Below are 11,929 nucleotides of genomic sequence, written 5' to 3' on the forward strand. Positions count from 1 at the left end.
GCAGGAATGAAAAAAAATAAAACGATGTCAATATTAGTATATACAGAATCAGAAAACGGAAAATTTAAGAAAGCAGCCTTTGAAGTTGTGTCTTACGCAAAAGCTATTGCTGACCAAATGGGAACCTCGGTTACCGCAGTTGCTGTAAATGCAGATAATGCCGAAAGCTTAGGCAATTATGGGGCATCAAAGGTGCTTTCTATAAAAAATGATACGTTAGATAAATTCAATGCAAAGAAATACGCTGCTGCTATAGCTGAAGCTTCAAAACAAGAAGATGCCAAAGTCGTGGTTTTAAGCTCTAGTGCAGACAGCAAGTACTTAGCCCCGCTTTTATCAGTCAATTTAGACGCAGGTTATGTTTCAAATGTTGTTGAAGCACCTTCAAGTGTGTCTCCTTTTACAGTAAAACGTACAGCTTTTACCAATAAAGCATTTGCAAATACAGAAATTACAACTGACGTAAAAATTGTTGGATTATCAAATAATTCATTCGGATTGGTTGAATCTGGAGGTAATGCTGCCGTCGAAGATTTTTCACCTTCATTACCAGATTCTGGTGTAAGTGTTGAATCAATTGATAAAGCAACGGATAAAGTGAGTATCGCTGATGCGGAAACTGTTGTATCTGGCGGAAGAGGTTTAAAAGGTCCCGAAAATTGGGGAATGATAGAAGAACTTGCAGGAGTTTTAGGTGCAGCAACTGCGTGCTCTAAACCTGTATCTGACTTAGGTTGGAGACCTCATAGCGAGCACGTTGGCCAGACAGGAAAACCTGTAGCTTCCAATTTATATATCGCTATAGGTATTTCTGGAGCCATTCAGCATTTGGCAGGTATCAACGCTTCAAAAGTAAAAGTGGTCATCAATACAGATGCAGAAGCTCCTTTCTTTAAAGCTGCTGACTATGGTGTTGTTGGTGATGCTTTTGAAGTAGTGCCGCAATTGATAGAAAAATTGAAAGCTTTTAAAGCGCAAAACGCATAATTTTATTACCTTGTAATAGAAAAGGGCTGTTTAAATTTAGAATTCTCAATCTCAGTTAACATTTTATCGAAAGTATTGAGAAAAATATCCAAATCTGCTTTTTGCAGTTGGTAAAGTCCAAATTTAAACAGTTCTTTGTGTTTTATAATTTATGAGCTTAGTTCGTTTAAATATTAAAGGCATTTCATATAGCCAGACTCAAAATGGTGCATATGCTTTGATTCTCAATGAAGTTGATGGTGATAGAAAACTACCCATCGTTATTGGTGCTTTTGAAGCACAATCTATTGCTATTGCTTTAGAAAAAGAAATTCGTCCTCCTCGTCCTTTAACTCACGATTTATTTAAAAACTTTGCAGATCGGTTTGATATTATCGTCAAGCAAGTTATCATCCATAAATTGGTAGATGGAGTATTTTACTCAAGTTTAATTTGTGAACGCGATAAAATTGAAGAAATTATCGATGCCAGAACCAGTGATGCCATTGCTTTGGCTTTGCGTTTTCAAGCTCCTATCTTCACTTATAAAAACATCTTGGATAAAGCAGGTATCTACCTTAAAGTCAATCCGAAAAAAGAAGACGAAGAACAAGACAGCATACTTGTAGATGATCTCATTGCCGAAGAAATTGAAGCTGCAGCTATTGAGCAAGAAGGCTATACCGAAAAATCTCTAGAAGAACTTCACAACCTCTTAGAAGAAGCCGTTAATAATGAAGATTATGAAAAAGCGGCCAAAATACGAGACGAAATTTCTAAACGTTAACTAACATATCCTTATATGAATCATTTTTTCAAGGTCCTTATAGCTATTTTTATTGGATATTCATCAATTACGGCACAAGAGCTTGAGAAAACATGGCAATTTGATGCTATTGAAAACACTGATGGTGAGTCACTTTTCAATATATCAAAAAGTGACACTATTAAATTTATTAGTGGAGAGTTTAAGTATTCCCTTGAGGGGAAAAACAACCTTAATGCAGAAGGAGACTATATGCTACAGAATAACCTCCTGATCTTTTATTACAGTCAACCAAATGACACCATAAGACGTTACAAAATTCAAGAGCTCACAGATTCTACATTAGTTTTTTCTGAAAGGGACATTTTATATAAATTCAAAGATCCTAAAACACTGGAGACATCTGTTATAGTGGGTACAACTGCAAATAACAATGACATTATTCCAAGCCAAGGCTTTTCTATAAACAGTTTATGGAGAGGTGTCTTAGGCATGGTTACTTTAATTTTTATTGCTTTTTTATTTAGCAGTAATCGTAAGGCGATTAATTGGAAAACCGTCGGTATTGGTTTATCCCTTCAACTTATAATAGCGATTGGGGTTTTGAAAATAGAATTTGTTAAAATTGCTTTTGAATCAATTGGAAAAGTATTTATTAAAGTACTAGATTTTACCAAGGCCGGAAGTCAATTTTTATTTGAAGGCCTAGTCGTAGATATGGATACATTCGGATTCATTTTTGCGTTTCAAGTATTACCAACCATATTATTCTTTTCTGCGCTAACATCTGTTTTATTCTACCTAGGAATTATTCAGAAAGTAGTTAAAGCTTTTGGCTGGCTACTGTCTAAATTACTGAAGATATCTGGTGCAGAAAGCTTAAGTGTTGCTGGTAATATTTTTCTTGGGCAAACTGAAGCTCCCTTATTGATTAAGGCGTATTTAGAAAAAATGAATAAGTCCGAAATTCTGCTAGTAATGATTGGCGGGATGGCAACGGTTGCAGGTGCTGTACTTGCAGCATATATAGGCTTTTTAGGAGGTGATGATGCAGCATTACGCTTAGTTTATGCAAAGCATTTATTAGCCGCTTCGGTAATGGCAGCACCTGGAGCCATTGTAATATCCAAAATACTATTTCCGCAAACAGAAAACATCAATACTGATGTAACTGTTTCACAAGAAAAAATTGGCTCCAATATTTTAGATGCCATAGCTAACGGAACTACTGAAGGTTTAAAATTAGCTGTAAATGTTGGTGCTATGTTATTAGTATTTGTAGCATTTATCGCCATGATTAACTATGGTCTATTAAAATTCGGAAGCATTACTGGTATTAACGATTGGATGGTCGCAAATACTCCCTATCAAAATTTCTCTCTTGAAGCTATATTAGGAACTATTTTTGCGCCTTTAATGTGGCTAATTGGTGTAGCAAAAGAAGATATGATGATGATGGGGCAACTATTAGGAATTAAATTAGCTGCCAGTGAATTTGTGGGTTATATTCAATTAGCAGATTTAAAGAACGTATCAAATGCCACTCATCTTACTTATGAAAAGTCAATCATAATGGCGACTTATATGCTTTGTGGATTTGCAAATTTTGCCTCTATTGGTATACAGATAGGTGGTATTGGTTCTCTTGCACCAGGGCAACGTAAGCAATTATCTAAATTTGGCATGAAGGCTCTTATTGGCGGTACTATTGCTTCTTTGATTTCAGCAACTATTGCTGGTATGATTATTGGATAAAAGCCCTATAATTCCCCAGAGGGTAAATCCCATTCTTTGCTTTTAATTCGTTAATAACTTTTAATATTATACAAAGCTTTAAGTCTTAATGATTTGTAGCTTTTTTATATTTTCGTTTGCTGTTATGCCGAATTTTATTCAGTATCTCATCTCTATATGATTTTAGTTTAACTTAAAGAGATTCCCACTTTTGCGGGAAATGCCATGAAACAATACCACGATTTAGTAAAGTACGTTTTAGAAAACGGTAACGAAAAAGGAGATAGAACAGGTACTGGTACCAAAAGTGTTTTTGGTTATCAGATGCGTTTTGATTTAAGTGAAGGTTTCCCTATGGTAACCACAAAAAAATTACATCTTAAATCTATTATCTATGAATTGCTATGGTTTTTAAAAGGTGATACAAATACAAAATACTTAACAGAAAATGGTGTACGAATTTGGAACGAGTGGGCTGATGAAAATGGTGACTTAGGTCCAGTTTATGGGCATCAGTGGCGCAATTGGGCGAGCGAAGATATTGATCAGATTAAAGAAGTTATCCAAACACTAAAAAACAATCCTAACAGCCGAAGAATGTTAGTGTCTGCTTGGAATCCTTCTGTATTACCAGATACCTCAAAATCATTTTCAGAAAATGTAGCCAACGGCAAAGCCGCTTTGCCTCCATGCCACGCTTTTTTTCAATTTTATGTTGCAGATGGCAAGCTATCTTGCCAACTCTACCAGCGCAGTGCAGATATATTTTTGGGTGTACCCTTTAATATTGCATCGTATGCACTTTTCACTATGATGATGGCACAGGTTTGTGGTTACCAACCAGGCGATTTTATCCACACCTTTGGTGATGCACATATTTATAATAACCATTTGGAACAACTTGAATTACAATTGTCGAGAGATATAAGGCCTTTACCAAAAATGATTCTCAATCCAGAGATAAAGGATATTTTCGATTTTAAGTTTGAAGATTTCACTTTAGTCGACTATAATCCGCATCCACATATTAAAGGTGTTGTTGCTGTGTAACAAACTATGAAAATCCTACTAATTCTTTGCTTCTTATTAATAAGCAACTTGTCATTTTGCCAAGAAAGAACCTATACTAAATCTCAGTTAGATTCTATGTCTAAAGAGACTGTTTTTTCAGAAAAGCATCATCTTATATTAAAGGAAAAAGATACAACTTCATTCAAAATCATTGAGCATATTCCTGTTTATAAAGGTTGCGAAAAAGAAAAGGATAATGCAGCCAAAAAAAACTGTATGTCCCAAAAAATCGCAGAATTGTTTAAAACCCATTTTAAAACCACACTTCCTAACGACTCAAAAGTACCATCTGGTAAGGCTAGAATATCTCTCCAATTTTATATTGACAAAGACGGTTCTCTAATCGATAGTATAGCAAAAGCCCCTGATGAATATCTAGAAAATGAAGCGCTGCGGGTTTTAAAACTTATTCCAAAATTTACCCCTGGCTACCAAAGAGGAGAGCCTGTAAAAGTGCCTTACTCTTTACCAATAGTTTTAGAAGTTGAGAACGAAAATGAGGATTCAGATAATTTCTCTTATCCGGTTTTTAGAGGATGTGAAACAAAGTCGAGCAATGAGGAGTTAAAAAAGTGCTCCAAGAGAAAAATAATGAACTTCATTAAAATGAGTTTTGATTTAGGAATAGCGGATGTAGCACTACCTCAGGAAAAATCAACACAATTTCGACTTGATTTTATCATTAATAAAAAAGGGAAAGTAGAGCAAGTTAATGCCAAAGCTAATCATAGGGCTATTGCTATAGAGGCTATTAGAGTGACCAAGCGTCTTCCAAAATTCAAGAAACCAGGTACTAAGAACGGAAAGGCGGTCAATACTCCTTTTAGTCTTTTAATGACCATTTATTTTTAAATAAAAACCATGAAATCCATTCGATTATTTACCATCTTGTTTATTGCCATTCAGTTTACTTGGGCACAAGAACATCCAGAATTTTACAACAGACCATTTGTAATTTTTGAAGGCTGTGATGATATTGATGATAAAGAACGATGCTATGAAATTAAACTCCAAGAATTAATAGGAAAGAATCTAAACCTGAGGAAGGTTAAGGACACCTTATTTTTTAATGCAGAAAAAGATACCATTGTAGTACATACTGGCATAATGTATAATGAAAAAGGTGCTATAGACAAAGAGTATTCATATGTCTCAACAACGGTAAAAGACTTTTCAAATAACAAAATGAAATACTTCTTAGATAGTATTCCCAATGTAAAGCCAGTCTTAGATGATTACGACAATGGGGTATCATCTAGAGTTCAAAAATTATTTGGTTTTTTATTAGATAAAACCAATGATTCTATAGTACCAATATTGGGTTATACACCAGAAGAAGTTCCTTTTAGTTATATTGAAAAGGTTCCTGTATATAAGGGATCTAACAAAAGATTAGACAATATAGAGTTAAAAAAATGCATGAACGAAAAGGTGAAAAAGTTAGTGTCAGAAAACTTTAACCCAAATCTCGCAAGCAAGTTAGGACTTTCGCCTGGTGTAAAACGCATCTTTGTTATGTTTAAGATTGATAAAAAAGGGAATGTTACTAATATAGTTGCAAGAGGCCCTCATAAGGCATTAGAAGAAGAAGCTATAAGAGTTATAAAGAAAATTCCAAAATTAAAAAAACCAGGATACCAGCGTAAAAAACCTGTAATTGTACCTTACGCACTTCCCATTATATTTAGAGTTAACAACTAAAAAAAAGCGTCTCAAACCGAGACGCTTACTTTTTTTAATTTGTATAACTATTACAAATTTAAGACACCGTTCTCTGCTGCCGCAAAATCGTTCCAAGCGTAAGCATCTGCTTGTTCATCGTTAACGTAAGTTCCGTCAACAACATATCTAAATTCATAAGAATTATCACTTTCTAGGTCAACGGTACCTTTAAAAGTTCCGTTCTTTAATTTTTTTAGTTCAGTAGCCTCAGTATTCCACTCGTTAAAGCTTCCAACAACAGCTACACTTTTTGCCTCCTCTGCAGGAACAGAAAATGTCACCTTACAAACTGGCTTACTTTTTAAATACTGTTTTTTAATTGCCATAATAAATTAGTTAAAAATAAAATTAGTTTTACAGCACAAAAGTATAAAAGAAAAAATGACAACATATTATTTAACTTCCTAAAAATGAAAGAATTATCAATTTGATAATTTTAGAGTTATTTTCTGTTAAACTTTGCAATATTTTTGTTGGAATTTTAATGGATTAACAACATCTTTTAGATGCTTTTTTCATTGATTATCAACTATATCGTTTTCGAAAAGCACATGTTTTTCATATTAAAAAAATACAATTCAGTTTTAGTGAAAAAAGGGTATCTTTATCTTATTAAATTATGATTATGTTCGGAAAGAAAAAACAAGTTTCGACTATAGATAAAGACCAGTTAGAACTCATAGAATACGCACAAAAGCGCATTAGACAAAAAAAGCGTTTGTACGTTCATTTCGTTGTGTTTTTAATTGGTGCAGTCTTTTTAGTTTTAGCCAACACGGTTTTAGGTATTGGAAAGGATTTTACCATTGCAGGTGTTAATTGGTTTGTGTATACCATTTTAGCTTGGTTGTTTTTATTTGCTTATCACTTTATAAGTGTATTCATTACCAATAAATTTATGGGTAAAGCTTGGGAGAAACAGCAACTCGAAAAATTAGTAAATCAGCAACAACAACGTATAGACAAGTTAAAAGAAGGCTTTCTAAAAGAAGAAAGGAAAATAGCACAATCGCAAGCTTATAACGAAACCCATACAGAAGCAAAAACTGAAGAAAAAAAAAACTCCAGTGAGCTAACTATTATTGTAGCAGCGGGGGAAGATAATGCTATTGGTAAAGACAATGATCTTATATGGCATTTGAGCAATGATTTAAAGCGTTTTAAAAAATTAACCTCTGGGCATCATATCATAATGGGAAGAAAAACTTTTGAAAGCTTCCCAAAACCACTTCCCAATCGTACACATATCGTCATTACAAGGCAACCCGATTATAAAGTACCAAGTGAAGTTATTGTAGTCAATAATCTCGAAGATGCACTTGATGCAGCAAGAACAGACGCACAACCATTCATTATTGGAGGCGGACAAATCTATAAGCAATCTATGCACTTAGCTGATAAACTTGAAATCACCAGAGTACACTCAACTTTTGATGGTGCGGACACGCACTTTCCTGAGATTGATTCCGGTAAATGGAAAGAAGTGAGTAGAATTACACATGATGCTGACGAAAATCACGATTATGCCTATTCGTTCATAACTTACGAAAGACGATAAATATTCCTATTTTTGCAGCATTAAATTGAAATTAAAATGAACGCATATATATTTCCGGGTCAAGGTGCACAATTCTCAGGAATGGGTTTAGACCTCTATGAAAACTCCCCGTTAGCACAAGAGTTATTTGAAAAAGCGAATGATATTTTAGGCTTTTCCATTACTGACGTGATGTTTGAAGGGTCTGCTGAAGATCTTAAAGAAACTAAGGTAACACAACCTGCTATATTTTTACATTCGGTGATTTTAGCAAAGACCTTAGGTGAAAGTTTTAAACCCAATATGGTTGCTGGTCATTCACTAGGAGAATTTTCTGCTTTAGTTGCTGCCGGTGCTTTAACATTTGAGGATGGTTTAAAATTAGTATCTCAACGCGCACAAGCCATGCAAAAAGCTTGTGAGTTACAACCAAGTACTATGGCTGCTGTTTTGGGTTTAGATGATGATATTGTGGAAAAAGTTTGTGCCATGACAGAAGGTATTGTGGTTGCTGCCAATTATAATTGCCCTGGTCAATTAGTGATTTCTGGAGAAATTGATGCGATAAACAAAGCTTGCGAAACGCTAAAAGAAGAAGGTGCAAGACGCGCTTTAGTATTGCCTGTTGGTGGAGCGTTTCATTCTCCATTGATGGAACCCGCAAGAGAAGAACTTGCAGCTGCCATAGAAAACACAACTTTTAGTACGCCTAATTGCCCAATATACCAAAATGTAACGGCTTCAGCTATTACTGACGAAAATGAAATAAAAGCTAATTTAATTTCCCAATTAACTGCCCCTGTGCGCTGGACTCAATCAGTACAGCAAATGATTACTGACGGAGCAACCCATTTTACCGAAGTTGGCCCTGGGAAAGTTTTACAAGGCTTAGTTAAAAAAATAAACAGAGAAGCAGAAACTGCTTCAGCAATGTTTGAAACTAACGCCTAAACTTACCTGCTTTGAATAGAAATGTCTTTATTACGCTACTTATAGTTTTCAATATTGCTATTGACCAAATTTCTAAAGTTATCGTAAGAAATAATATGGTACAAGGAGCTAGAGGTCAAATTGATGTTATTGAAGATTACTTTCAATTGATTTGGGTTGAAAACAAAGGCGCTTTCCTTGGTATGGGAAGTGACATGAATCCTACACTTCGCCTTATTTTTCTTTTAATTTTACCTACTGCTGTACTCATATATGTGATATACTATATTGTAAAAACAAAAGAATTAGATCGCCTAAGTGTAATAGCATTTTGCTGTATTATCGGCGGTGGTATTGCTAATGTTTTTGACCGCATTGTTTTTGGCGAAGTCACCGACTTTTTCTTTATTAAAATTACGGACAGTATAAAAACAGGCATCTTCAATGTAGCTGATCTTTCTGTAACCACAGGTATGATAATGCTACTTTTCAGTGGTGTGCTTAATAAAAAAGAAGGAAAATCTGCTTAACGTGCCAGTTGACAGTCTTCGCAATCTTTAACCTCTCCATAATACGTTTCGCGATATTTATGGAGTGTTTTAATCGGAATATTTAAGAATTGTTTTTTTATATAGGTGACTTTTGTAGACAATACACCCATTTGTTTTGAAAATCGACCTTCTTGCTTGGTCTCTCTTTTTATGCTTATCAATTTCATGCTTATTCAATTATCATTAGGCACAAAACAACAAAGACGAACAACCAATGCCAAGAAATAAGTGTTAAAATAGGGTTAAGTTTTTTTACGATTATCATATTGAAAATCAATATCTCAAACCTTTAATAGATTCACAAGGGAGACAAAAAATCGTTAAAAGATTTACAATTCAAAAAATTACTGATTTTTATAAATCTTACCATTTTTCATCACAAAAGTGACGTTTTCCATAGTAGATATATCCTTCGTTGGATCATTATCAACAGCCACAATGTCTGCCAAATAACCTGATTTAATTTGTCCTAATTGATCTTCCATTTTTAAAATCATGGCATTAGTAACTGTCGCACTCTGTATGGTTTCCATAGCTGGCATACCAGCTTCGACCATATAGCCAAACTCTTTTCCATTGTCTCCATGATAAAAAACAGCAGCGTCAGTACCAAAGGCTATACCTACACCAGCTTTGTAAGCTCTACCAAACATATCCTGAATTTTAGGGCCAATATCTAAGGCTTTTGGCACAACAATTTCTGGATAGTAACCTTTAATTTTTGCTTTTTCAGACACAAACTTTCCAGCGGTTATGGTCGGCACTAAATATACGTCGTGTTTCTTCATGAGTTCCACAGTTTCTGCACTCATTAGAGTGCCGTGCTCTATGGTTTTTACTCCACCTAAAATTGCACGTTGCATTCCTTCGTCTCCATGAGCGTGCGCAGCAACATGAAATCCATAATCCTTGGCCGTATCGCAAATGGCTTTAATTTCTTCTATGGTAAACTGAGGGTTCTGTCCACTTTTGGCAACACTCAATACACCTCCTGTGGCTGTAATTTTTATTAAGTCTGCTCCATTTTTGTAACGCTGTCTTACTGCTTTTTTAGCATCTTCTACACCATTAACAACACCTTCCTTTGGCCCTGGATTGCCCATTAGGCTTTTCTTTGCGCCATTAGTTGGGTCTGCATGACCACCTGTAGTAGCTAAAGCTTTTTCTGCTGTAAAAATTCTTGGCCCATCAACCTTACCTGCATTAATTGCATTTCTGAGTGATACATTTACACCAGATCCACCTAAATCTCTTACGGTTGTAAACCCATTCATTAAAGTTATTTCAGCATATTTCACTGAACCTAAAGCTACATCTGCATCATTCTGCGTATAAGCCTGAAGGTACTTTTTCGGATTGGTTTCTGACTCAATATGTACGTGCATATCTATTAAACCAGGCATTACGGTTTTAGACTTTAAATCGATTATACTATCATTAGAATTTTTTGGATTTTTATAACCATCTTCAACCGAAATAATTTTATTTACAGAAACCACAACAGTTTTCTCGGTAAGTATCTTTCCGGATTTAGTATCAATTAACTTTCCACAATGCAAATAAGTATTTTGAGCAGTTACTGTAAACGAAATTAACAATACTAGAATTCTGATAAATGGTTTCATATTATGTTTATTTATTCCTGATTTTTTGTTCCCATTTCCACGCAGAATTCATGCCATCATCAAGTGTTAATAGGGTCTTCCAACCTAAAACATCATTAGCCTTATTAGTATCTGCATAAGCTGAAATTACATCTCCCGCTCTTCTTGCCACTATTTTATAGTTTAACTTTTTACTTGAAACACTTTCAAATGACTTAATAGCTTCTAAAACTGAGCTTCCTTTTCCGGTTCCAAGGTTGAAAAATTCAAAATTTGAATTGTTCTTTTCGGATATTAAACGCTGTAAAGCAACAACATGTGCTTTTGCTAAATCTACAACATGGATATAGTCTCTAATGCAGGTACCATCTGGTGTTGGGTAATCTCCTCCAAAAACAGAAAGCTGCTCGCGTATTCCAATAGCAGTTTGTGTAATAAATGGCACTAAATTTTGTGGTACGCCGATTGGCAATTCACCTATTTCGGCTGATGGATGTGCACCGATGGGATTAAAGTAACGTAGTGCTATACAATTAAGTTTCTCATTAACTTTACAGGTATCCTTTATGATTTCCTCGCCAATCTGTTTTGTGTTTCCATAAGGAGATTCAGCTGGTTTTACTGGTGCATTTTCAGTAATAGGCAATTCATCTGCCTGACCATAAACTGTGCATGAGGAACTAAATATAAAATTCTGCAGATTGAGCTGATTCATCTCCTGAAGCACATACACCAAAGTATTAATGTTATTTTCATAATACATTAAAGGATTATTTACACTTTCGCCTACAGCTTTGCTTGCTGCAAAATGGATAACTCCAACAATGTCGTTATGTTTTTTAAAAAATGACTTAACATCACCCTTGATTTTAAGGTCTAGCTTTTCAAAATAGGGTTTTTTGCCTGTAATGGCTGCTATACCGTCTAAGACCTCAACGGATGAGTTACTTAAGTTATCTATAATGACGACCTCATAGCCTTCATTTTGTAATTCTACAACGGTATGCGAACCGATAAAGCCTAAGCCACCAGTAACTAAAATCTTCAT

General features: G+C 34.9%; 13 protein-coding genes. 9 read left to right on the forward strand and 4 right to left on the reverse strand.

What is annotated here, in order from left to right; all coding sequences use genetic code 11:
* Positions 1 to 24 precede the first annotated feature (24 nt).
* From KCG49_RS09250 to KCG49_RS09275, 6 genes are all read left to right on the forward strand, one after another.
* Positions 25 to 987 (forward strand): electron transfer flavoprotein subunit alpha/FixB family protein, encoded by a 963-nt coding sequence (locus KCG49_RS09250; protein ID WP_218546049.1) that lies wholly within the window; start codon positions 25 to 27, stop codon positions 985 to 987.
* Between the two features lie 151 nt (positions 988 to 1,138).
* Complete coding sequence (locus tag KCG49_RS09255) at positions 1,139 to 1,753, forward strand: bifunctional nuclease family protein (protein WP_218546051.1); 615 nt, start codon at positions 1,139 to 1,141, stop codon at positions 1,751 to 1,753.
* 15 nt (positions 1,754 to 1,768) lie between these two features.
* Positions 1,769 to 3,487 carry a nucleoside transporter C-terminal domain-containing protein gene (locus tag KCG49_RS09260; protein WP_218546053.1) on the forward strand — a complete coding sequence of 573 codons (1,719 nt, stop codon included), beginning with the start codon at positions 1,769 to 1,771 and terminating at the stop codon, positions 3,485 to 3,487.
* A 204-nt stretch (positions 3,488 to 3,691) separates the two neighbouring features.
* On the forward strand, positions 3,692 to 4,516 hold the full coding sequence (locus KCG49_RS09265) for a thymidylate synthase (protein ID WP_218546055.1): 825 nt from the start codon (positions 3,692 to 3,694) through the stop codon (positions 4,514 to 4,516).
* A gap of 6 nt (positions 4,517 to 4,522) precedes the next feature.
* Positions 4,523 to 5,389 carry an energy transducer TonB gene (locus KCG49_RS09270; RefSeq protein WP_218546057.1) on the forward strand — a complete coding sequence of 289 codons (867 nt, stop codon included), beginning with the start codon at positions 4,523 to 4,525 and terminating at the stop codon, positions 5,387 to 5,389.
* 9 nt (positions 5,390 to 5,398) lie between these two features.
* Positions 5,399 to 6,238 carry an energy transducer TonB gene (locus KCG49_RS09275; RefSeq protein ID WP_218546059.1) on the forward strand — a complete coding sequence of 280 codons (840 nt, stop codon included), beginning with the start codon at positions 5,399 to 5,401 and terminating at the stop codon, positions 6,236 to 6,238.
* A 50-nt stretch (positions 6,239 to 6,288) separates the two neighbouring features.
* On the opposite strand, the gene KCG49_RS09280 is transcribed toward KCG49_RS09275, so the two are convergent.
* Complete coding sequence (locus KCG49_RS09280) at positions 6,289 to 6,585, reverse strand: isoamylase early set domain-containing protein (RefSeq protein ID WP_218546060.1); 297 nt, start codon at positions 6,583 to 6,585, stop codon at positions 6,289 to 6,291.
* 299 nt (positions 6,586 to 6,884) lie between these two features.
* On the opposite strand from KCG49_RS09280, the gene KCG49_RS09285 reads away from it, so the two are divergent.
* The 3 genes from KCG49_RS09285 to lspA are packed head-to-tail and all read left to right on the forward strand — an operon-like array spanning position 6,885 to position 9,256.
* Positions 6,885 to 7,817 carry a dihydrofolate reductase gene (locus KCG49_RS09285; RefSeq protein WP_218546062.1) on the forward strand — a complete coding sequence of 311 codons (933 nt, stop codon included), beginning with the start codon at positions 6,885 to 6,887 and terminating at the stop codon, positions 7,815 to 7,817.
* A gap of 36 nt (positions 7,818 to 7,853) precedes the next feature.
* Positions 7,854 to 8,747, forward strand: a complete 894-nt coding sequence (gene fabD / locus KCG49_RS09290) for an ACP S-malonyltransferase (RefSeq protein ID WP_218546064.1) — start codon at positions 7,854 to 7,856, stop codon at positions 8,745 to 8,747.
* An 11-nt stretch (positions 8,748 to 8,758) separates the two neighbouring features.
* Positions 8,759 to 9,256, forward strand: a complete 498-nt coding sequence (gene lspA / locus KCG49_RS09295; RefSeq protein WP_218546065.1) for a signal peptidase II — start codon at positions 8,759 to 8,761, stop codon at positions 9,254 to 9,256.
* Here the strand turns inward: lspA and KCG49_RS09300 are convergent.
* The 3 genes from KCG49_RS09300 to galE all read right to left on the reverse strand — a co-directional run bounded on the left by KCG49_RS09300 (position 9,253) and on the right by galE (position 11,929).
* Complete coding sequence (locus tag KCG49_RS09300; RefSeq protein WP_218546068.1) at positions 9,253 to 9,444, reverse strand: hypothetical protein; 192 nt, start codon at positions 9,442 to 9,444, stop codon at positions 9,253 to 9,255. The genes lspA and KCG49_RS09300 overlap by 4 nt on opposite strands.
* Positions 9,445 to 9,621: 177 nt before the next feature.
* Entirely contained in the window at positions 9,622 to 10,902 is a 1,281-nt protein-coding gene (locus KCG49_RS09305; RefSeq protein ID WP_218546069.1) for a metal-dependent hydrolase family protein, read from the reverse strand.
* Between the two features lie 7 nt (positions 10,903 to 10,909).
* Positions 10,910 to 11,929 carry a UDP-glucose 4-epimerase GalE gene (gene galE / locus KCG49_RS09310; RefSeq protein ID WP_218546071.1) on the reverse strand — a complete coding sequence of 340 codons (1,020 nt, stop codon included), beginning with the start codon at positions 11,927 to 11,929 and terminating at the stop codon, positions 10,910 to 10,912.

Origin of the sequence: Winogradskyella luteola (assembly GCF_019203985.1) — a bacterium.
GTDB classification, from domain to species: Bacteria; Bacteroidota; Bacteroidia; order Flavobacteriales; family Flavobacteriaceae; genus Winogradskyella; species Winogradskyella luteola.

Bases quoted from the DNA above. Each gene is read 5' to 3' on its own strand.
- KCG49_RS09250 (WP_218546049.1), top strand. From the start codon at position 25: ATGTCAATATTAGTATATACAGAATCAGAAAACGGAAAATTTAAGAAA.
- KCG49_RS09255 (WP_218546051.1), top strand. From the start codon at position 1,139: ATGAGCTTAGTTCGTTTAAATATTAAAGGCATTTCATATAGCCAGACT.
- KCG49_RS09260 (WP_218546053.1), top strand. From the start codon at position 1,769: ATGAATCATTTTTTCAAGGTCCTTATAGCTATTTTTATTGGATATTCA.
- KCG49_RS09265 (WP_218546055.1), top strand. From the start codon at position 3,692: ATGAAACAATACCACGATTTAGTAAAGTACGTTTTAGAAAACGGTAAC.
- KCG49_RS09270 (WP_218546057.1), top strand. From the start codon at position 4,523: ATGAAAATCCTACTAATTCTTTGCTTCTTATTAATAAGCAACTTGTCA.
- KCG49_RS09275 (WP_218546059.1), top strand. From the start codon at position 5,399: ATGAAATCCATTCGATTATTTACCATCTTGTTTATTGCCATTCAGTTT.
- KCG49_RS09280 (WP_218546060.1), bottom strand. From the start codon at position 6,585: ATGGCAATTAAAAAACAGTATTTAAAAAGTAAGCCAGTTTGTAAGGTG.
- KCG49_RS09285 (WP_218546062.1), top strand. From the start codon at position 6,885: ATGTTCGGAAAGAAAAAACAAGTTTCGACTATAGATAAAGACCAGTTA.
- fabD (WP_218546064.1), top strand. From the start codon at position 7,854: ATGAACGCATATATATTTCCGGGTCAAGGTGCACAATTCTCAGGAATG.
- KCG49_RS09300 (WP_218546068.1), bottom strand. From the start codon at position 9,444: ATGAAATTGATAAGCATAAAAAGAGAGACCAAGCAAGAAGGTCGATTT.
- KCG49_RS09305 (WP_218546069.1), bottom strand. From the start codon at position 10,902: ATGAAACCATTTATCAGAATTCTAGTATTGTTAATTTCGTTTACAGTA.
- galE (WP_218546071.1), bottom strand. From the start codon at position 11,929: ATGAAGATTTTAGTTACTGGTGGCTTAGGCTTTATCGGTTCGCATACC.